Below are 21,718 nucleotides of genomic sequence, written 5' to 3'. Positions count from 1 at the left end.
CGGGGACCACCGTATCGGGCGCGCCGGGCGCACGACTCCGCTCGAAAGCGGGCGCCCCGCGGGCCCGATTCTGCCCCATGCAACCCGTCACGCAAGCAACGCGCCCCTGTCCGGGCTGCCAGAAACGGCGCGCCGGACCGCCGGCACCCGCGCGCGACGTCCCGCCGACGCGGCTTCGACCGCGCCCGGACGGGCGGAATCGTATGGGGAATGAGCCGGACTCCAACTTTAACTGATGTGCTGCGGTTTTGCGCCGCCGCACCGGATGCGCCCCGATGCGGGGTGTCACACGCGTCGATCGCTCCCGCTATCCGACGCGCACCACCGGCTTGCCGGAAAACTGCCGCTGCTTGAGCCCTTCGAGTTGCACGGGCAACGTGTCGAAGTCGCCCGTGACGCGCGCTTCGGGTTGCATCCGGCCGTTCGCGATGCAGGCCAGCAGCATGCTGCCCGCCGCGGTCGTCTCGAGCCATGCTGCGTCGTCGCCATACACGTGCAACGCGTTCAGCGCGACCTCATGAAGCGACACGCTCGATGTAAACGGCGGCAGCGGCGGCGCGTCGAAGCGCCCCTGGATACAGACGATGTGCCCGTTGGCGGCAACCGCCGGCGCCCACCGGGCAGCGTGTTGCGCATCGACGCTGTCGAACACCGCATGGAAGTGCCGCGCCAGTTCATGCGTCGCGCCGATCGCTTCATCGCCCGGGCCGCTCAGGAATCGGCTTGCGCCGCGCGCGCGCAGGCGCTCCCAATGGCGCTCGTGACTCGACACCGACACCACGAACCCGCGCTCGGCGGCAAGCTGCACCAGATAGTTGCCGACCGCGCCCCCTGCTCCGCTGACGAGGATTTCCGTCGACACGCGACACGGGACTTTCTCGAGCGCCTGCCAGGCGGTCAGCGCCGGGCACGGCACGCTCGCCGCCGTTTCGAAATCCAGCGATTCGGGCACCGTCAACAGCACGGACGCGGCAATCGGCGTGTATTCCGCGAAACTCCCGTGCTCGCCGAGCGCCTGGTGATACGCCACCCGACGGCCCAGCAGATGGTTCATCGCGTCGTCCGCGACCGCGACCACCATGCCTGCGCCGTCGACGCCGGGCACATGCCCGGGATGCCAGGTCACCAGCGCACCGCCGAGCACTTTCCAGTCGACCGGATTGAGGCCGATTGCGTGGTTGCGGACCAGTACCTGGCCGCGCTTCAGTACCGGCATCGCCCGCTGTTCGAGACGCAACTGTCCGGGGTGCTCGCAGCCTTGCCAGGTCCACGCCCGATAGCGGGCCGGCAACGAAGCTTGATGATTGGATCGAGTCATGGAGATTGGGATGAAGTGAGACGCGGCAGGCGTCGAGGCCGCGCCAGTGCCGTCCGCGTCGCCACGGACGATCGGCGCTCGCGTGCAAGGAAACCCCGGCATCGCGCATTTGGTCGTCAATGCGATGTCCGGAAGATGCGGGGTGGATATCCGCTGAAGTATCGGTGCACGGCATCACACCGGAAAAGGGACTTTCCGCGAAAACACTTTTGAATGCGTCGGGAGAATTCGTTCCAGGTCGCATCAATGAAACGATCCGGCCGGCCTTGCGGCCGGACCGGATCCTTGTACGTCCGACTCCGGGTCGAATGCCCCGGAAGGCGCTACCGCGCACGCCCCATCACGGCGACCGCAACGCCTGCAGCCCCAGCGTGAGCGCGTTGAACGGCATCTCCGCTGCCCCCATCGAGAAGCTCGTCGTCTTCGTGGTCACCCCGGGCGTACGCATCAGCGCGTGAACGATCCGCTCGCTCGCATGACCGTCACCGTACGGATTGCTCGCGCGCGACATTTCCTCGTAGGCACTCTCGCTGTCGAACAGGCGCGATGCCTCCCACACGATCCGCTCCTGGTCGGTACCGACGAGCCGCGCGGTGCCCGCCTGGATCGCTTCGGGCCGCTCGGTCGTCTCGCGCGTGACGAGCACCGGCTTGCCCAGCGCCGGCCCTTCTTCCTGAATGCCGCCCGAATCGGTGATGATGAAATGCGCACGGGACATCAGGAATACGAACGACAGGTACTCCTGCGGCTCGATCAGGTAGATGTTCGGCACGCCGCCGAGCCGTGCGCGCGCCGGCTCCCTCACGTTCGGATTCATGTGCAGCGGATAGACGAACTGCGCGTCGCGATAGCGGCTCGCCAGCGTGCACAGCGCCTCGCAGAAATGCTGGAACGGTTCGCCGAAACTTTCGCGCCGATGCCCGGTGATCAGCACGACGCGCCGCGACGGCTCGAGAAACGGAAAATACGCGGCAACCTTGTCCGAGAGTGCACTGGTACGGTCCAGCATGCGTTTGACCTCGTGCAACGCATCGATCACGGTGTTGCCGGTCAGCGAGACCGCCCCACCCGGCACGCCCTCGCTCAGCAGGTTGTCGCGTGCCTGCCCGGTCGGCGCGAAATGCCATGACGACACCGCGTCGGTCACACGGCGATTCAGCTCCTCCGGCCACGGCGACCAGATGTCGCCGCTGCGCAAACCGGCCTCCACGTGGCCGACCGGAAGATAGCGATAGAACGCCGCCAGGCTGACCGCGAGCGTGGTCGTCGTATCGCCGTGCACGAGCACGACGTCCGGACGCAAGTCGTCGAAGACCATGCCGATCGCCTGAAGAATGCCGGTCGTCACGTCGGTCAGCGTCTGGCTTTGCCGCATCAGGTTGAGATCGTAGTCGGGCTTGATATCGAACAGCGTCAGCACCTGATCGAGCATTTCCCGATGCTGGGCGGTCACGCACACCCTGGCGTCGACATCCGCTTGCGCCTTCAACGCACGCACCAGCGGTGCCATCTTGATGGCCTCCGGCCGAGTCCCGAACACAAGCAAGATCTTCTTCATCGTTATCCTCGTTTAGCCACTTCGCGCCGGACGACCCTGCACGCGGCGCGAAGCATGTATTCAGGCGGCGCTTCCCGTACTCGCACGCGGTCAACACGCGGCAGTGTCGCGGGGCGAGCGCGCCGTCTTGTCCGCGCGGTCTGGGCCACGCGAATCGTCGTACTACCGGCGTCCCGTTGCACGGATCCATCACGTCATGAGTCGTTCCTCGCTGTGTCGAGCGTCACGTCAGTTCGTCACGCACTCCCACTACAGCAATATTCAAACCAGCCGCCCCGGATCCGGGCCCGCTTCATTCGACGCGCATCGCACACATAAGGTGCGTTACGGAATGTTTCACAACTGCTACGGGCTGTCGCATCGCACGGCGAGCACGACAACGATAAACAGCCGGCCGCTCGCGCGATCCGTCTGACGACGTCGTCCGATGAATGACGCAGGAATGCCGGTGTTCGATCGTGCCTCGAATCGCGTGCATCTTTCGAGGCGCTTTACGTCGCCTCGATTCGCCACTTTTGTCTGTGCAGCGCAAGCCGCGCGCCCGGTTGCCTGTCGCGGCCGCGCACGCCGGATTTCCCGGGCATGCGGCGGCGTTTGCGTCACACGAATCGATGCGCGGGAAATGTTGCGAATGTGTAACGCGGATCCGGAGCGGGAAAATACATCGGAGTCCGGTCTATTTTTCGCATGAGACGGCGTGACGCGCGCCGGCATTCTGGCCGACACACATTCGACGCACGACGCGCGATGTCGCGTCACGCAAGGCCGCGTCCGGCAAAGCGGCATGGACTCGTCAGACAAACGGCCCGCCGTGCGACGTATTCGATGCACCGCGCCGGCCGCTCGGGGTCGGATGTCGTGCGCAAACGCTGATTCGTCAGTGAATCAAAACACGTCGCCGCCGCTGCCGCGGCAACCGTGCTCCGCGCCCCGCTCCTTGCTGCGCGGGGCATCGCGGCCGATGGCTCACGCCTTGCTTAATGTCAGACAGGTGCGTCCCGAAGCACTCGCACGGCAGCAGACAGACGGGGACGCCAAAGCAACGAAGCCGGAAAGCGACACGACGCGTCGGTCCGGGGCGGCCGACATCCGCCCCAGCGCGACAAACGCGCCGCCGCTTTCCATTGATATCCGCGCGATCCACGGAGCGCCTTCAGCTCTCATCGGTCGTCGTCGCGGACACGGGGATCGGAACATGACGAAAACGCGGACGGCGTCACTCTGCGAGCAAGGCATTCTGCTGCTGATCGTGCTTGCCTGCTCGCTGATCGTGCGCGACACCGCATTGCAGGCGGCCGTCGAACCGGTCCGGCTCGTCATGCCTGCCGCAAACGCCGCGGTCGCGGTGGAACGCACCGCGCTCGACAGCGCCCCGCTCTCGATCCCCATGCAGGCCTCGCCCGCCGCCGATGCTTCGCTCGAGCTGCCGCCCGCCGTCGCACCGGGTATCGCGCTCGACCCCGACCTGCTGCTGATACCCTGCGTCGCCTACCTGTGGCTGTTCACGCTATTGACGTGCGTGTACGCCGCGCGGCATTACGCGTTCAGCCTCGACCGCCTGTTCAAGCCGCAACACGCGCCCTACCGGACGATTACCCACGGCGAATGGCCGCGGCTCACGGTCTTCGTCGCCGCCCACAACGAGGAAGCCGTCGTCGTCGATTGCCTGATGGCGCTGCTGGCGACGACCTACCCGCGCGACCGCCTGACGATCATTCCGGTCAACGACCGCTCGACCGACAACACGCGTGCGCTGATCGACGAGGTCCGGACACGCGCGCCCGACCTCATCCAGCCGTTTCACCGCGAATCCGGCAAGCCGGGCAAAGCGGCCGCACTGAAGGATGCGTTGCAGTTCATCCGCGGCGACATCATGGTGGTGTTCGACGCCGACTACCTGCCACGTCCGGGGCTGCTGAAGGAACTGGTCGCACCGTTCTTCGATCCGGAGGTCGGCGCGGTGATGGGCCGCGTGGTGCCGCAGAACGCCGACAGCAACCTGCTCGCGCGGCTCCTCGATCTCGAGCGCGCCGGCGGCTACCAGGTCAACCAGCAGGCCCGCAACAACCTCAGCCTGGTACCGCAGTACGGCGGTACGGTCGGCGGCATCCGCAAGGGCGCACTCGACGCGGTGGGCGGCTGGCGCGACGACACGCTCGCCGAAGATACCGACATGACCTACCGGCTGCTGTTGAGCGACTGGCGCACGGTCTATCTGAACCACGCCGAATGCTATGAGGAAGTGCCGGAACGCTGGGCCGTGCGCGCCCGGCAATTGACGCGCTGGGCGAAGGGCCACAACCAGACGCTGCTGCGCTATCTGGTCCCGGTGCTGCGCAATCCGCTGATCTCGCGGCGCTGCCGGCTCGACGGTGCGCTGCTGCTCGGCGTGTTCGTGATGCCCGCGCTCCTCGCGATCGCATGGAGCGCCGCGCTCGCGCTCTATCTGTTCAACGGCGTCAACTCGACCGCGCTCGGCCTGATCGTGTCGCTGTTCGCGCTGTTCTCGTTCAGCACCTTCGGCAACTTCGGCGTGTTCTTCGAGATCGTCGTCGCCGCGCGGCTCGACGGCCGCGCGACGCGCCTGCGGCTCGTGCCGGTCAATGTTGTCGGCTTCTGCGTGACGATCGCCGCGGTCGTCTCCGCGCTATGGGGGCTCGCGCTCGACGCTGCATTTCGCCGCGAACTCAAATGGGACAAGACCGAGCGTTTTCGCCGGCAACTGAAACCGGAGCGATGATCGATGACGACCTTCAATGTGATGGTGCCGGTGGCCGGCGTACTCAGCCTGCCGTTCCTGCCGATGCTCCATGAACTGATCCGGCGCAGCGACGTCGCGGCCCTGCCGATCGGCGACGGCCCGTTCGTCGACCAGGCGCTGCTCGCCGCACGATGGCACGACGCGCTGCGCGCGCACGTGGCCGGCGAGCCGCCGGCCGATCCTTCCGCCGCACTGCCCTGGCAGGTGCTCGGGCTCGCCGTGCAGCACGCCGATGCGATCCACGTCGCACGCGACGAGCATCGCGACGACGTGCTCTACGCTCATCGCGCGATCACGCTCGACGACGGCGCCCGGGCCGCTTATGCGTTCGCCGACGAGCGCATCGACATTCACGCCGGCGCGACGATCGGCACGCTCGCGCACGCGCCGCAGATCGACATCGACGGCGCGGTGCTGCGCGGTGTCGTGGTCGGCAACACGGTGCACCTGCACGGCGCCGGCGGCTTCTCGTGCCTGTATGGCGAACCGGTCGTCTTCGGCGCGGCGCCGAGCGCACGGCCGGCCGGCACGCCTGCCGCTCCGCGTCGCGCAATCTCGCTCACCCGCCATTTCGCATCGCTACCGCATCGCTTCCTGCACGGCCGTTACCTGCTGAACTGCGACGTTCGCCTGCCCGCGCACACGGTCGTGCAAGGCAACCTGATCGTCGACGGCACGCTTGTACTCGGCGAAGGCTGCGTGCTGCGCGGCAGCGTCAAGGCGCATCGTGTCGAACTCGAACGTCACGCGTTGCTGCACGGCGCCGTGTTCGCGCGCGACGACGTGCTGCTCGCGAACGCGAGCTGCATCGACGGCGTCGTGTCGGCCGGTGGCCTGCTGCGGCTGACGGGCGCGCGCATCGGTGTCGCCGGTCACCCTGTCAGCGCATGCGCGCGCGACGTCTCGGTCGTCGGCCATGCCTGCGTGCACGGCGACCTCGTCGCGTGGCGCAGCGGCTGGTTCCACGCATCCCGTTAAGGAGCGCCCTCATGTCCGATCGCCCCTGCCATCGCGGCCCGCGCGTGCCGGTTGCCGCCCTCGCGATGCTGTGCGGCGTCGCCTTCGGCGCGCCCCCGGTACTGGCGGCACCGCAGGACGACGCCGCCGCGATGCCACCTGCGCAATCGCCGGACGCCGGGACCGTCATTACGCCACGGCCGCGCGACGAGTCCACATTCGTACGCGTGAGCGCCGACGGCCTCCCGGACGGCGTATCGCTCGCCGAGTTCACGCCGGACGATACGAACCGGCCACCGCTGCCCGATGCAGTCGTCACACACGTGCAGGCGCCCAAAGAGACGCATACCGAACTGTCGCTCGGCTATTCGAGCGCACACCTGACGCACGGCTACGGCGACTGGTACGGCGTGCATCTGCGCGGCGTCTATCAGGATGGCGGCCGCACCGTGCTCGGCGAACTGGCGCAACTGCACCGCTTCGGCGAGAACACGCAGCTCGGCGCGCTGACCTACGTGCAGGACATGGGGCCCGACTGGTTCGGCGGCATCGGCTTCGCGGGCACCACGTCGGGGACGATCCTGCCGAGCGCACGCGTCGACCTGTCGATCAATCGCAAGCTATTGTCCGATCGTTCGCTGGTCGTGTCGCTGGGCGCCGGCTACGCGTGGAACCGCAGCGGCCACCGCGATCAGCTCTATCACGCCGGCGTGATCTGGTATGCGCTGCCGAAGTGGATTTTCGAGGCGGGCACGAACTACACGGTCGATTCGCCCGGTTCGGTGAAGGCGCCCGCCTACTATGGCGCCGTCACCTACGGCGAAGTCGGCAAGAGCGTGATCGTGCTGCGCGGCGGGTTCGGCCGCGAGGCCTATCAGGTCACCGGCTCCGGCTCGCAGATCGCCGATTTCCGCAGTCACGAGATCGAAGCGAAATGGCGCTACTGGTTCACGCGCAAGTGGGGCACGCAGGTCGAATTCGACTACTACCACAACCCGTACTACTCACGGATCGGCGGCGAGCTGAGCGTGTTCTATCGCTGGTAACCGGGCGGGCGCCATGCAGACGCATCCCGTCCGTCCTCCCGTCGATCGCTCGCTTCGCATCCACGCGTATCCGCAGCGCTGGCTGTCGTCGATTGCACTGCTGACGCCCGCGCTGTATGCATCGCTGTGGTTCGGACTGCCGCTGGCCTGGCGCTACTGGCGCGCGGTCATGGTCTGGGGCGCGCACCAGATCGATCCGGCGCTCCATGTGGTCGTGATCGGCTATCCGCCCGACGCGCCACGCGTGCCGCTGCTGTCGATCGACGTCGCGGCCCGGATGCCAGGCGGCGTGCTGCTGGCCGTCACCGCCGCGCTCTGCGCGGCCGGCTTCGCCGCGTCGTTCATCCGGCGCACCAACTGGCTGCCCGTTGCATATCTGTTACGTATCGCGAGCTTCACCCAGTTGCTGATTTGCGCATACTTCTGGCTCTCGCCCGGCACGTTCCCGTATGTCCCGCTGCTGCACCTGCGCGACATGTTCGTGCTGAACGGCGCGGCGATCGCGCTGATCCCGCTGGTGATGGCCGCGTTGTACTACCCGCTCGATTTCTCGCTGCTGCAAAAGACCGCCGCATCGCTGCTGGTGCTCGGCTACTTCGTGCTCGCGCTGCCGTTCGTGATGCTGCTGCACGCGATGATCATCCATCACGGCTCGCTGCTGTTCTTGCCGTTCTGCTATTTCCTGCTCGGCGGGCCGCTGCTGATCGGCCTGCTCGTCACGCTCTACACCTACTGCGCAAGCTGGCCCGGCGCACTGACGCGCGACCGCGATTCCGTCTGCTGATATCGCGTACAAACGCGCCGTATCAGCGATGAAACGAATCCGTTGCGTTTGCGACCACCGCATCCGCCCCGCGCCGCAAGAAGCCAGCAGGACCGGGCTTCCACGGCAAATGGCACGTTGTTCGCTTCTTTCATTTCGTCGCATCGAGTCCTCTCATCGGCGAAGGCAGCGCGGCAAACGTGCACGTTTGCGCATGTCCGGCTGCTTTCGACAAGCACCGCTCGATGCCCGACGAACCGGACAGCCGCACACACTTACGGGGCAGGATTGGACGACCTGGCCGCACGCGCATCACGGTTGCCGCGCGCCCCCATCCCTTGAGCGAGGAGCACACCATGTTGGCAAAGTCAGGCAAGTTCTTGCGGATCCTGTTCGCGTTGTTCGCGCTGGCGTTCGCATTCAGTCCGGGCGGCGTTCAGGCGGCCACCAACCAGCTCATCCTGCTGGTGCCGAATACGCTGACGCTGCCCGATCCGCGTGTGTCCGCATGGCTCGACACCGCGCAGGAGGAAGGGCTGCAGATCACGGTCATGACCGACAGCCAGTTCATGGCGGCCGGCGCGTCGCTATCGCAGTATCCCGGCCTGATCCTGCCGGACCAGGTGCACACGACGGCCGACGACACGCTCGTCACGGCGATCCAGAACTACGCGCTGAACGGCGGCAAGGTGATGCTCGTCTACGATTTCGGCGTGCTGAATTCGGCCGGCTTCTACGTGAGCCCGAAATCTCGTTTCAGCAACATGGTCGGTGTGGACTACGTACTGTATGACCAATTGGGCGGCAACATGATCGGTCTCGGCAACGTGACCGGCATGAGCAGCTGGCTGCGCACGCTCCAGGTGCCTCCCGGCAAGTCCATGACGTGGACCACGACGGCTTCGACCACGACGACCGCCAGCGTCATGGCCGCGGCAACCACCAGCAACTCGAAGTCGAACAACTCGTCGAAGCCGACGACCGGTACCGCGCTCTATCTGTCCGGCAGCCCGTCGAACCCCGGTGGCCTCGCCAACTACAACCACGGTGCATGGTTCCAGTACGACACGTCGCCTGCAGGCAGCGGCGTGCTGAACCAGACGGCCCCGAAGCTGAACGGCGTCGCGAACGGCAAGCTCGTGAAGTCCGGCACGTATAGCGCCAACTCGCTCGTCAGCACGACGACCGGCAAGGCGGCCACCGCGCTCGCGTCCACGATGGCGACGACCACCGACACGCTCGAAGGCATCTCCGGCTACGTGTACGGCTTCCTCACCTATCCGAGCTTCGTCACTCAGGGCACGTACACCGGCACGACGATCCTGACGTCTCCGACGTTCGGGCTGGTGTCCGGCTACAACACGTACGGCAACGGCGGCGTGCTGTTCGTCAACCTGCCGCTCGCCTACCTCGACGGCCAGACCGACGGGATGCTGATCCACGGCTACCTGCATTATTTCGGCACGCAGATGCTGAACCTGCCGTCGCTGTCGCCGCTGCCGAAGGCGATGGCCGGATTGGTGTTCAACTGGCACTTCTGTGCGGGCGACCAGATCCAGCCTGCGCTCCAGCTGAAGAACCTCGGCGTGTGGAACAACGGGCCGTTCTCGCTCGTGATCACGGCCGGCCCTGACGAAGCGGCCTTCGGCGACGGTGACGGCGTGAACCTCGCCAACAACCCCACCGCGCAGAGCCTCGTGAAGTACTTCCTGAGCAAGGGCCATCACGTCGGCAGCCACGGCGGCTGGATTCACGACTACTGGGGGGCAAATGCCAGCGAAACGAACGCGAGCACGTTCACGCAGTATCTGGTGATGAACCATCAGGCCATCCAGGCAGCGACGGGCCAGCCGGACGTCGAATACGCGGCGCCGGAAGGCAACACGCCGACCTGGTCGGTCAACTGGCTCGAAGCCAACGGCTTCAACGGGTACTACTTCACCGGCCACACCGGCTCGGCACCGACCCGCGCATACCGCAACGGCGCGCTGCTGAACCCGGGCCTGTGGGCTTACCCCGTGATGCCGTTCGGCAAGTACGCGACGTTCGAGGAGTTCCAGCAGTATGCGGTGCCGACGAGCGACGTGAACAACTGGTACGCAGCCCTGATGAACTTCGTGGTCGCAAACCGCACGAGCCGGCTGATCTATGCGCACCCGCTCGGCGCTTCGTCCTACACGTCCACGCTGTCGGCGATCTTCTCGCAAGCCAATACGCTGAAGCTGCTCGGTCAGTTCAAGTGGTACACGATGAGTGACATCACGATCTTCGATCGCGCGCGCCTGAACGTCACGTGGTCGGCCACCGACACGGGCAGTAGCTGGTCATTCGCCGCCAGCCACCCGACGAGCCTCGCGAACATGACCTGGTTGCTGCCGAAGAAGGGCTTCGCCCTGCCCGTCATCACACAAGGCATCGGCAGCGTCGTCATCACCGACTCGACATACTGGCTCGTCACCGCGAACAGCGGCACCAGCATCAAGTTCACCAGCGCCAAGGTGAACTGAGCCGCAACGTCGACCCACCCGCCGGCGCGCGACGCGGCCAACGCCGCGCCCGGCGGGATTTGCGCAGGACCACCGCGCAGGAGCCCCCGATCATGAACCGGCCCGCGCTTTTCCCGGCCGCACGCGCACGCCTGGCGGCCACCGCCCGGCTATGCCGTCTGTGGTGCGTTGCCTGCTGTGTCTCGGCATTCGGCTTCGCGCTGCATGCGAGCGCCGCCGAACTCCAGCTCAACGGGCTGTACCAGCGCCCCGACGGTGCGATCACCGTGCGCCTGAATGGCGCCGGCATCGATCCGTATTTTGCGGCGAAGGCGCTGCTCGCCGCCGCCGACGCCGGGCTCGACGCCCACCAGGCCGCACTCGCGTGGATCGCGTGGCTGTTGCCGCGTCAGCGCCCCGACGGCGGCTTCGATCGCTACTGCGTGAAGAGCGGCCAGTACAGCACATGCGCGGAAGCCGACGCCGACGACTCGATGATGGCGACGTGGATCGAGCTGCTCTCCCGCTTCGCGCCGCCCGACGGCATGCCCGCCGCGTGGGAACTCAGCCTGAACCGCGCGGGCGCGCATCTGGATACGCTGCTCAGCAAGCCGGCCGGCGTCTATCAGATCTCGTCGACGCTGCACGTCGCGCTGCTGATGGACAACGTCGAGGTACACAGCGCGTTCCAGGCGCTCGCCGCGTACTACGTCCGGCATGCCGACTACACGCATGCGGGCCCGTGGAGCCAGCGCGCCGACCGGCTCTCGTCCGCGATCCTGAAGGTGTTCTGGCGCGGCACGCAATCCGGCTTTCGCGCTAGCACGCAACGCATCAGCGATACGAGCTTCTATCCGGCGAAAGTCGCGCAGATCTTCCCGCTCCTGTCCGGGATTCATGTTCCCGACCAGTCGAACGAGACAATCTACGCGCAGTGGATGCAGAAATACGGCAAGACCTGGCTGCAACTCGCCGGCAGCGATTACCCGTGGGGGCTGATCGCACTGGTCGCCTTCAAGATGAACGACTGGAGCACGGTCGCCTGCTGGCATGCGCGATCGGGCCCGTACCGGCACGGCGCGCACTGGAACGTACTGGAGGAATCGCTTTATCTCGCATTCGAAAGCAGGATGGCCGACCCCGTCGCGCCCGCTCAATGCGGCTTCACGACGGCGGAGGCAACGGAGACTGCGTCGCGCTGACACAGCGTGCATGTGGTCCAACAGGCTTGACAGGGAAGGAGACGTGTCATGTGTGGCATCGTCGGCGCGGTCGCGCAACGGGACATCGTTCCGATTCTGATTGAAGGTTTGCGCCGCCTTGAATATCGCGGCTACGATTCATGTGGGGTGGCGACGGTCGTCGACGGCCAGGCGCGCCGCGAACGAAGCATGTCGCGCGTCGCCGATCTCGACGCGCATGTGCGCAGCGCCGGCCTGACCGGCAGCACCGGCATCGCGCACACGCGCTGGGCAACGCACGGCGCACCGGCAACCTGCAACGCGCACCCGATCTTTTCGCGCGACGAGATCGCACTCGTGCACAACGGCATCATCGAGAACCACGAAACGTTGCGCAAGCAACTGTCTGACGAGCACTACGAATTCGACGGGCAGACCGACACCGAGGTCGTCGCGCATCTGATCCACAGCAAGTATCGCGGCGACCTGCTCGCCGCCGTGCGCGATGCGACGTCGCAGTTGCACGGCGCCTACGCGATCGCGGTGTTCAGCAAACACGAGCCGCAGCGGCTGATCGGCGCGCGGGCCGGCTCGCCGCTTGTCGTCGGCGTGAAGGACGGCGAATGCTTTCTCGCGTCCGATGCGCTCGCGCTTGCCGGCATCACCGACCGCTTCATCTTTCTCGAGGAAGGCGACATCGTCGAGTTGACGCCAGGTGGCGTGCGGGTGCTCGATCGCACCGGCGCGCCGATCGAACGCGCGATACAAACCGTTTCATCCGCGCAGGGTGTGGTCGAACTCGGGCCATACCGGCACTTCATGCAGAAGGAGATTTTCGAGCAGCCGCAGGCGGTGGCCGCGACGATCCCGGATGCCGGGTTGTTCGATCCGGCCGTATTCGGTCCTGATGCGGCGCGTGCGTTCGAGCAGATCGACAACGTGCTGATTCTCGCGTGCGGCACGAGTCATTATTCCGGCCTGACCGCGCGCCGCTGGCTCGAAACGATCGCACGCATCCCTGCTCAGGTCGAGATTGCGAGCGAGTACCGTTACAGCGATGCGCTCGCGATGCCGAACACGCTGGTGGTCAGCGTGTCCCAATCCGGCGAAACCGCCGACACGCTCGCCGCGCTCAAGTACGCGCAGGCGCTCGGCCATATCGATACGCTGGCGATCTGCAACGTGCCGACCAGCGCGATGATGCGCCAGACCGGCCTGCGCTTCCTGACGCGGGCCGGCCCGGAAATCGGTGTCGCGTCGACCAAGGCATTCACGACGCAGCTCGTCGCGCTGTTCATCCTCGCCGTGACGCTCGGACGGCTGCGCGGCTACGTCGACGACGCACAGCTCGCGCGCTACACGATGCAGTTGCGGCGACTGCCCGGTGCGCTCGAAGACGTGCTCGGGCTGGAGCCGCAGATCGAGCGTTGGGCGGCGGAATTCTCGCAGCACGAAAACGCGCTGTTTCTCGGGCGCGGGCTGCACTACCCGATCGCGCTCGAAGGCGCGCTGAAGCTGAAGGAGATTTCGTATATCCACGCGGAAGCTTATCCGGCCGGTGAGCTGAAGCACGGGCCACTCGCGCTCGTGACGCATACGATGCCCGTCGCGACCATCGCGCCGAACGACGCGCTGCTCGAAAAGCTCAAGTCGAACATGCAGGAAGTGCGGGCGCGCGGGGGGCAGCTTTATGTGTTCGCCGATGCGGATACGCGAATCGACAACAGCGAAGGCGTGTCGGTACTGCGGATGCCGGATTACTACGGCCTGTTGTCGCCGATCCTGCACGTCGTGCCGTTGCAGTTGCTCGCGTATCACGCGGCGTGCTTGCGCGGCGCGGATATCGACAAGCCGAGGAATCTGGCGAAATCGGTGACGGTGGAGTGATGCGGTGAAGTCACCCTGGCGGGCCCGCGAACGTCGTCAATCGATCAAACTGGCCCGCCCTACACGATTCGAACGTGTGACCTACGGCTTAGAAGGCCGTTGCTCTATCCAACTGAGCTAAGGGCGGTCGGGGAGAAAAGACACGGCCTGACGCGGACCGCATTCGGCGTCGGGCATTCGAGTCGCGCGTAAAGGCAACCGCACCACCTCACTCGAAGCCCCGAAACAAAACGGGCCCGGTATGGAACCGAGCCCGAAATTATACCCGATCATCGCGCCACATCACGCGAGGCGAGCCATCCCACCCTTAAAGCGGCTGCGGATGCAGCATGAACCAGCCGAGACAGAACACGCCGGCGATCACGCAATACACGCCGAACGACGCGAGCCGGCCACGCCCTTCGAAGTAGCGCATCAGGAACCGCACGCTCAGGTACGCGGCGATCGCCGTCAGCACGCCGCCGAGCAGCGCATCGGCGAGCTGGCCGCGCGCATGAAACAGCTTCGGCAGTTCGAGCACACCCGCCGCGAAGATGATCGGCGTGCCGAGCAGGAACGAGAATTCCGCGGCCTTCTCGGCCGTCAACCCGGCCGCATTGCCGGCGATCATCGTCAGCCCGCTACGCGAAAAACCCGGAATCAGTGCGCCGATCTGTGCGAGACCCACGAAGAACGCCTGCTTGAAGGTCATTTTTTCGGGCGCCTGGTGCGCGCGGCTGCGCTGGATGCGATCGCCGAGCCACAGCAGCACGCCGTTCACGATCAGTGCGATCGCGACGATCCGCAGGTCGTGAAACACGCGTTCGATACGCTTCTCGAGCAGCAGCCCGACGATGCCGGTCGGGATCGTACCGATGATCAGCGCCCACATCAGGTGCCCGTCGTCGTTCTTGCGGCCGCCGAGCTGCGCGAAGAAGCCGCCGATCAACGCGATCCAGCGCGCACGGAAGTACCACAGCAACGCCAGCGCGGTGCCGAGGTGAAGAGCGACGAGGAACGGCAGCAGTTGCGGCGCGTGCTTGTCGATATGCATGCCGAACAGCGCCGGCACGAGCAGCGTATGGCCCAGACTGCTGACGGGAAAGAGTTCGGTGACGCCCTGCAGGACGCTCAGGAATACCAGAAACCAGAGACTCACGCGTCGGTCCTTTTAGTCGAGATTAAGCGGGAAGAAAGACGGACGACGCGATGCGCGTCCGAAAAAACGCGCCCCGATTATGCCGAGCCAGGATTACTGCGCCAAGGCATTTGGCAGGTTATTGCGGCAATGCACACAAACGCTTGCAATTTGTAAGCATGTAGAAAGCAAAAAGCCCGCCATTTGCATGGCGGGCCTGTCGACTTCGGCAGGAATTGCCGTCAGCGGCCGAGCTGATAGAAAAATAATACCGTGCTGCCGGTGAACATCCCGAACAGTGCGATACCCATTGCCATTGCCAGATCCATGGCCCCCTCCTCGAAGTGTCATGACCCGGCAACCTCACCGGTTTAGAGGCATTATCCGGACCGTTGACAATGTTAAAAACTCGCAATTTCCCGAGAAGGGTTTTCCCCGAGCCGTCGCGGCCCGATAATGGAACGCGCGTTGCTCCGTCCACCCGCCCAACCCGATTCGCCATGCCGACTTTCCAGCAACACGATATCCACGAACTTCACGCCGGCCCGTCGCTCGTCCGGGTCGCTCCGCAATTCGGCGGCCGCCTGCTGTCCTGGCACGTCGACGGCGAACCGGTCATCTTCTGGCCGGAAACGGCCGACTGGAGCAACCTCGCACGCGTACGCGGCGGCAATCCGCTGTTGTTCCCGTTCCTCGGCCGCCACCGCGTCGACGGCGAACTCGGCCGCTGGCGCGACACCGCCGGCGTGGTCCGCGACCTGCCGATGCACGGCTTCGCGCGCGACCTGCCGTTCGACGCGCACCCGTCGACCGACGGCGCCGCCCTGTCGATGACGCTCGACGCAACCGACGCGCTGCGCGCGAGCTATCCGTTCGATTTCCGGTTCGAGACGACCTACCGGCTGGCCGACGCGCACACGCTCGACGTCGCGCTGACGACGACCAATCGCGGCGACACACCGCTGCCCTACTACGCCGGCCACCACTTCTATTTCGCGCTGCCGCACGGCGAACGGGCCGACACCACGCTCGAGCTGCCGCCGACCCGCCGTTGCCAGCAGCGCCCGGACGGTTCGATCAGCCCGCTCGAACCCGGCGAAGCGCACTACCGCCTCGACAATCCGGACATCCTCGACCGCTTCCACTGCCTCGACGGCGAACCGTCCACGCCGGTGCGCATCGTGATGCCGGGCCGCCGCCGCACGATCGAGATCGCGCTCGACGTACCGGGCTCGATCCCGTGGTACGCGGTCACGACCTGGACCGAAAAACCGGAGTCGGACTTCTATTGCGTCGAGCCGTGGCTCGGCCTGCCCGACGCGATCCACAACGGTCTCGGGCTGCGCATGCTCGCGCCGGGCGCGACCGAAACGGCCGCGCTGCGGATTCGCGTGACCCCGCTCGCGGGCTGATTTGCCGCGCGCCGAACCGGCACGCGACGGCCCCGGCAACGACCGAAACTGCGGTGCGCGGGTCGAACCCGTTAAAATCGGACGTTTTGTGTTGCCTGCCGCGTCACGCGCGGCAAGGTTTTGCGAGGTTCAATGTTCGGAACAACAACGAAGCGACTCTTCGCAGCCGCCTGCGCCGCCCTGCTCGCCGCGTGCGGCTCCGCGCCCGTCGGCCCCGGTTTCTATCGCGTCGAACGTGGCGACACGCTCTACAAGATCGCGCGCGACAACCGCACGTCGGTACAGAACGTCGTGCGCTGGAACCAGATGGCGAACCCCGACGCGATCGAAGTCGGCCAGGTGCTGCGCGTCGCGCCGCCGCCCGGCACGACCACTGCATCGACGCCGTCGACCACCGGCACCGGCAGCGCCGGCCGCGCGCGCCCGGCACCTTCCGCGCCGGTCGAATCGGCCGTCAAGCCGGCCACGAGCATTGCGCTGATCTGGCCGGCGGCCGGCAATGTGGTCCGCACGTTCGACGGCTCGAAATCGAAGGGGATCGACATCGCGAACGCGCCGGGCACGCCGGTGGTTGCGGCCGCGCCCGGCGTGGTGGTCTATGCCGGTAACGGGCTGCGCGGCTACGGCAACCTGATCATCCTGAAGCACAACGCGGATTACCTGACCGCCTACGCGCACAACCGCGCGCTGCTGGTGAAGGAAGGCCAGTCGGTTACACAGGGGCAGTCGATCGCGGAGATGGGCAACAGCGACAGCGAGCGCGTCGCGCTGCATTTCGAGCTGCGCTACGGCGGCCGCTCGATCGACCCGTCACGCTACCTGCCGGCGCGCTGAGCGCCCGACAGGCGACACGCGATGCCGGCGCGCATCGCGTGCCGTCGCGGCGAAAAACGGGAAAAGTTGAGTCAGCGCTTGCGCAGACGTCCGGTGAAACGGCCGGACAACGGATCGACGTGACGAGCAAACGCCACCAGCACACCGATTCCGATCAGGCTGAACCCCGCAGCTATCAGAAGCAAATCCATGGTCACATCACTGTTTTGTCGTGATCTTATGCGTCATTGTGGAATCGTGCACTGAGCCTTGGCTATTGGACGAGTCCGAACATTCCCTATCAGCAGACACCATTGTGGATTCGTCTGCGTGAAACGCTGATGTAAGCCGCGCGACCGACGCGACGTTCGACACCCAGGAGACAACGCGATGCTGCCCGACGCCGACCGCTACGACGACCTGCTCTCCCGCTTCCAGTGGGACATTCCGGCGCGCTACAACATCGGCGTGGACGTCTGCGACAAATGGGCCGACGGCAGCGGACGCCTCGCGCTGATCCACGAAACGGCGCAAGGCGACGTTTTTCGAATCACGTTCGACGACCTGAAGAATGCTTCTAACCGGCTCGCGAACAGCTTTGCGCGAGCCGGCCTGCGACGCGGCGACCGGATCGGCATCTTTCTCGCGCAGGGTCCCGAAACGGCCATTGCGCACCTCGCCGCCTACAAGCTCGGCGCGATCGCGGTGCCGCTCTTCACGCTGTTCGGCGTCGATGCGCTCGAGTACCGGCTCGCGAACAGCGAGGCCGCCGCGCTCGTGACCGACGCGGCCGGCTACGCGAAAATCGCGCCGCTGCGCGCGCAACTGCCGGCGCTGCACACCGTCTACTGCATCGGCGACGACGCGCCCGACGCACCGGGCGTACAGCGCTACGACACGGCGCTTGCCGCCGAAACGCCGGACTTCGTGCCGGCCGATACGGCCGCCGATGATCCGGCGGTGATCATCTACACGTCCGGCACGACGGGCAAACCGAAAGGCGCGCTGCACGCTCATCGCGTGCTGCTCGGCCATCTGCCGGGCGTCGAGATGTCGCAGCAATGCTTCCCGCGCGACGCGCGCCTGTTCTGGACGCCAGCCGACTGGGCATGGATCGGCGGACTGCTCGACGTGCTGCTGCCGTCATGGCATCACGGCGTGCCGGTGCTCGCGCGCCGCTTCGAAAAATTCGACGGTGACGCAGCGTTCGCGCTGATGGCGCGTCACGGCGTCACCCACGCCTTCCTGCCGCCCACCGCGCTGAAGCTGATGCGCGCCGTCGAGGCACCGCGCGAACGCTACGCGCTGTCGCTGAAATCGGTCGCGAGCGGCGGCGAATCGCTCGGCACCGAGCTGACCGCCTGGGGCCGCGACGCGCTGGGCGTGACGATCAACGAGTTCTACGGGCAAACCGAGTGCAACATGGTGCTGTCGTCGTGCGCGGCGCTGTTCGACGCGCAGCCCGGCGCGATCGGCAAGGCGGTGCCCGGGCACGCGGTCGCGATCGTCGATGCGGACGGCACGCCGCTGCCGCCCGGCATGGAAGGCCGCATCGCGGTGCGCCGCCCGGACCCGGTGATGTTCATCGAATACTGGCGCCACCCGGATGCGACGCGCGACAAGTTCGCGGGCGACTACCTGCTCACCGGCGATACGGGCACGATCGACGCCGACGGCTTCGTGCGCTTCGTCGGCCGCGACGACGACGTGATCACGAGCGCCGGCTACCGGATCGGCCCGGGGCCGATCGAGGACTGCCTGCTCACGCATCCGGCGGTGCGGATGGCGGCCGTCGTCGGCGTGCCCGACGCGACGCGTACCGAAATCGTCAAGGCGTTCGTCGTGCTGAACCCCGGCCACGCCGGCGACGACGCGCTCGTCGGCGCGCTGCAGGCGCATGTGCGCACGCGGCTCGCCGCGCACGAGTATCCGCGCGCGATCGCGTTCGTCGACAGCCTGCCGATGACCGCGACCGGGAAGATCGTGCGCCGCGCGCTGCGCGACGCGTGAGCGGCCCGCCGCACGCTCGGCCTGCCCGGCCGGATGGTTTATAGTGGCGCCACGCAGTCTTTCCAAGAATCCGATGTCCTCCGAACACCACGCCGCCGCGGGCGCGTCGCACAGCCCGCTCTACGCCAAACTCCTCGGCGAGACCGCCAAGATCGACTGGTGCGATCTCGAACGCTTCTTCGCGCAGGGCAAGCTGCTGTCCGTCGCGCGCGACCTCGATCTCGTCAGCGTCGCGGAAGCGGTTGCCAGCGACGATGCCGAACAGGTCACACGTTGGCTGTCGGCCGGCCTCGTCGCGCGCATGCCGTCCGATACCGCCGCCGACTACGCGGCGCGCAACCCCGAGCTGTGGGCGGTCGTCGTCTCGCCATGGGTCTGCGTGCAGGAACGCGCCTGACGCGTCCGCCATGTCCGAATCCGCGTTACCGCACGGGGCCGGCACCGGCTCGGCCACCGTCACGCACCGGCGCGTCCTCGCGCTCGCGTTCCCGATCGTCCTCGCGAACCTGACCCAGCCGATCCTCGGCGCGGTCGACACGGCCGTCGCCGGCCACCTCGACGGCGCGCAGTACCTCGGCGGCGTCGCGCTCGGCGGGCTGTTCTTCAATTTCGTGTTCTGGGGGTTCGGCTTCCTGCGGATGGGGACGACCGGCCTCGTCGCCCAGGCGCACGGCGCCGGCGACGACGCCGGGATCCGCCTGAACCTGCTGCGCGCGCTGATCGTCGCGTTCGCGCTCGGCGCCGCGGTGCTGGCGCTGCAGGTGCCGCTGCTGTCGTTCGCGCTGTCCGCGCTCGGCGGCAGCGATGCCGTGCGCGCGACGGCGCTCGCGTACAGCCATGCACGGATCTGGAGCGCACCGTTCGCGCTCGCGAACTACGTCGTGCTCGGCTATCTGCTCGGCATGCAGCGCGTGCGGCTCGCGCTCGTCGCGCAGGTGTTCATCAATGCGGTGAACATCGGCGCCGTGCTGCTCTACGTGTACGGCTTCGGCTGGGGCATCGCCGGCATCGGCGCCGCGACCGCCACCGCGGACGCATGCGGCTTCGCGCTCGGTGCGTGGATACTGTGGCGGCTGCGCCCGCGCGGCCTGGCGCCGCTCGCGGTACGCGCGCTCGCCGACCGCGTCGCGCTCAAACGGCTGATCGTACTCAATCGCGACATCTTCCTGCGCACGCTGTGCCTGCTCGGCGCCTTCGGCTGGTTCGCGCACCTCGGCGCGAAACAAGGCGACGCGACGCTTGCCGCGAACGCGCTGCTGCTGAATTTCCAGACCTTCATGGCGTATGGCCTCGACGGCTTCGCGCATGCGGCCGAGGCGCTCGTCGGCGCGGCAGCCGGCGCGCGCGACCGTCGCGCATTCCGGCAGGCCGTGCGCGTCACGCTGTTCTGGTCGGCACTCGGCGCGCTGCTGTTCGCGCTCGTCTACTGGGCGGCGGGCGGCTGGATCGTCGCGCGCCTGACCGACCAGGCCGAGATCCGTGCCGTCGCGCTGCGCTACCTGCCGTGGGCCGCGATCTCGCCGATCGTGTCGGTCTGGGGCTTCCTGCTCGACGGCGTGTTCATCGGCGCGACGCAGACGCAATCGCTGATGCGCGCGATGGTCGTGTCGTTCTCGATCTTCATCGCGGCCACGCTCGCCGCCGTCGGCACGCTCGGCAATCACGGACTCTGGTTCGCGCTGCTGCTGTTCATGGCCGCGCGCGGCGCGACGCTCGCGTGCTACCTGCCGGGGCTGTTGCGGCACATCGGCGCCGACGCGCATGCCGCGTCAACGGCACGCGCCTGACACCGGGCCCGGCGAGCGTTACTGCACCGGCTTCGGCGGCGGCGCGTCGAGCATCGACGGCGGCGTCATGTCGGTCGGCACGCCGTGATAGTCGGCCGGATCTTCCGGCGGGTGGCCACGGCGCGCCTGACGAGGATCGCTGGTGCAGGCGGCAAGGAGGGATGCGGCCAGCACGGCCAGCATGAAACGGGTCATCGGGTATGGCTCCGGAAAGCGGCGTGCCTTATCGCGCGCCGGACCGCGCCGAGTCTAGCGGAAATCCGGTTTCAGGGTCGCGCCGCGCATGTCCTACTATGTACGCATGGCGCTGTGCCGTGGAAAGGAGGCTGCCATGTCGTCTGAGGAAATTGCAGGCCTGATCGGCCTGTTCATCGGCCTGATGGTGCTGGTCGCGCTGTCGTACTTCGAGTCGCGCGAATACAAGCGGAGCCATGACGGCGAAGGGATGATCCACCACTGGATGGCGGAGCATCACCTGCTCGACTGGCGGCGCAAGCACTGAGCGAGCCGCGCTGCGGTCCGGCCCGCCCACGGGCCGTTCGCAAACGTACCGTCCTGCGGCACGATAGCGGCTGCGTATCGCTGAAATTAACGGGGCCCGATACGCGCTCGCCAACCGGAT

Annotated in this window: 17 protein-coding genes and 1 tRNA gene; 13 read left to right on the top strand and 5 right to left on the bottom strand. The window is 66.7% G+C overall.

The window, feature by feature from the left end:
* Positions 1–307: 307 nt before the first annotated feature.
* Both OHZ10_RS06700 and wecB read right to left on the bottom strand, forming a co-directional pair.
* Positions 308–1,318 carry a zinc-binding dehydrogenase gene (locus OHZ10_RS06700; RefSeq protein WP_342704005.1) on the bottom strand — a complete coding sequence of 337 codons (1,011 nt, stop codon included), beginning with the start codon at positions 1,316–1,318 and terminating at the stop codon, positions 308–310.
* Positions 1,319–1,658: 340 nt separating this feature from the next.
* The gene (gene wecB, locus OHZ10_RS06695) at positions 1,659–2,876 is read right to left on the bottom strand and encodes a non-hydrolyzing UDP-N-acetylglucosamine 2-epimerase (protein WP_059234962.1); all 1,218 of its coding nucleotides are present in this window, start codon (positions 2,874–2,876) and stop codon (positions 1,659–1,661) included.
* Between the two features lie 1,195 nt (positions 2,877–4,071).
* Between wecB and OHZ10_RS06690 the strand changes: the two genes are divergently transcribed.
* From OHZ10_RS06690 to glmS, 7 genes are all read left to right on the top strand, one after another.
* Positions 4,072–5,616, top strand: a complete 1,545-nt coding sequence (locus OHZ10_RS06690; protein WP_059234964.1) for a glycosyltransferase family 2 protein — start codon at positions 4,072–4,074, stop codon at positions 5,614–5,616.
* Between the two features lie 3 nt (positions 5,617–5,619).
* Positions 5,620–6,615, top strand: coding sequence for a polymer-forming cytoskeletal protein (locus OHZ10_RS06685; protein ID WP_059234966.1), 996 nt, complete (start codon positions 5,620–5,622; stop codon positions 6,613–6,615).
* 11 nt (positions 6,616–6,626) lie between these two features.
* Positions 6,627–7,640 carry a YaiO family outer membrane beta-barrel protein gene (locus OHZ10_RS06680; RefSeq protein WP_174992070.1) on the top strand — a complete coding sequence of 338 codons (1,014 nt, stop codon included), beginning with the start codon at positions 6,627–6,629 and terminating at the stop codon, positions 7,638–7,640.
* Between the two features lie 13 nt (positions 7,641–7,653).
* On the top strand, positions 7,654–8,424 hold the full coding sequence (locus tag OHZ10_RS06675; protein WP_059234970.1) for a hypothetical protein: 771 nt from the start codon (positions 7,654–7,656) through the stop codon (positions 8,422–8,424).
* Between the two features lie 335 nt (positions 8,425–8,759).
* Positions 8,760–10,910 carry a polysaccharide deacetylase family protein gene (locus OHZ10_RS06670; RefSeq protein WP_342704001.1) on the top strand — a complete coding sequence of 717 codons (2,151 nt, stop codon included), beginning with the start codon at positions 8,760–8,762 and terminating at the stop codon, positions 10,908–10,910.
* Between the two features lie 92 nt (positions 10,911–11,002).
* Positions 11,003–12,091: a hypothetical protein gene (locus OHZ10_RS06665; RefSeq protein WP_342703999.1), complete on the top strand. Its 1,089-nt coding sequence runs from the start codon at positions 11,003–11,005 to the stop codon at positions 12,089–12,091.
* A gap of 48 nt (positions 12,092–12,139) precedes the next feature.
* Entirely contained in the window at positions 12,140–13,957 is a 1,818-nt protein-coding gene (gene glmS / locus OHZ10_RS06660) for a glutamine--fructose-6-phosphate transaminase (isomerizing) (protein ID WP_059234976.1), read from the top strand.
* Between the two features lie 50 nt (positions 13,958–14,007).
* Here glmS and OHZ10_RS06655 read toward each other — a convergent pair.
* A tRNA-Arg gene (locus OHZ10_RS06655) sits at positions 14,008–14,084 on the bottom strand.
* A 180-nt stretch (positions 14,085–14,264) separates the two neighbouring features.
* On the bottom strand, positions 14,265–15,095 hold the full coding sequence (locus tag OHZ10_RS06650; protein WP_059234982.1) for an undecaprenyl-diphosphate phosphatase: 831 nt from the start codon (positions 15,093–15,095) through the stop codon (positions 14,265–14,267).
* Positions 15,096–15,574: 479 nt separating this feature from the next.
* Here OHZ10_RS06650 and OHZ10_RS06645 point away from each other — a divergent pair, with 479 nt between their 5' ends.
* From OHZ10_RS06645 to OHZ10_RS06625, 5 genes are all read left to right on the top strand, one after another.
* On the top strand, positions 15,575–16,486 hold the full coding sequence (locus tag OHZ10_RS06645; RefSeq protein WP_256085784.1) for an aldose epimerase: 912 nt from the start codon (positions 15,575–15,577) through the stop codon (positions 16,484–16,486).
* Between the two features lie 132 nt (positions 16,487–16,618).
* Positions 16,619–17,320, top strand: coding sequence for a peptidoglycan DD-metalloendopeptidase family protein (locus OHZ10_RS06640; RefSeq protein ID WP_059234987.1), 702 nt, complete (start codon positions 16,619–16,621; stop codon positions 17,318–17,320).
* A gap of 369 nt (positions 17,321–17,689) precedes the next feature.
* The gene (locus OHZ10_RS06635) at positions 17,690–19,309 is read left to right on the top strand and encodes an acyl-CoA synthetase (protein WP_342703996.1); all 1,620 of its coding nucleotides are present in this window, start codon (positions 17,690–17,692) and stop codon (positions 19,307–19,309) included.
* Positions 19,310–19,382: 73 nt separating this feature from the next.
* Positions 19,383–19,706, top strand: coding sequence for a DUF2288 domain-containing protein (locus OHZ10_RS06630; protein ID WP_342703994.1), 324 nt, complete (start codon positions 19,383–19,385; stop codon positions 19,704–19,706).
* 10 nt (positions 19,707–19,716) lie between these two features.
* On the top strand, positions 19,717–21,096 hold the full coding sequence (locus OHZ10_RS06625; RefSeq protein WP_174992065.1) for an MATE family efflux transporter: 1,380 nt from the start codon (positions 19,717–19,719) through the stop codon (positions 21,094–21,096).
* An 18-nt stretch (positions 21,097–21,114) separates the two neighbouring features.
* Here the strand turns inward: OHZ10_RS06625 and OHZ10_RS06620 are convergent, their stop codons facing one another.
* A complete protein-coding gene (locus OHZ10_RS06620) occupies positions 21,115–21,291 on the bottom strand; it encodes a hypothetical protein (protein ID WP_174992064.1) in 177 nt (58 codons plus the stop codon).
* 136 nt (positions 21,292–21,427) lie between these two features.
* On the opposite strand from OHZ10_RS06620, the gene OHZ10_RS06615 reads away from it, so the two are divergent.
* A complete protein-coding gene (locus tag OHZ10_RS06615) occupies positions 21,428–21,598 on the top strand; it encodes a hypothetical protein (RefSeq protein ID WP_174380017.1) in 171 nt (56 codons plus the stop codon).
* Positions 21,599–21,718: the final 120 nt, after the last annotated feature.

Source organism: Burkholderia arboris, assembly GCF_038723655.1.
GTDB lineage: Bacteria > Pseudomonadota > Gammaproteobacteria > Burkholderiales > Burkholderiaceae > Burkholderia > Burkholderia arboris.
The sequence above is the reverse complement of the archived record's forward strand: the minus strand, read 5'-3'. Positions and strand labels throughout refer to the sequence as shown.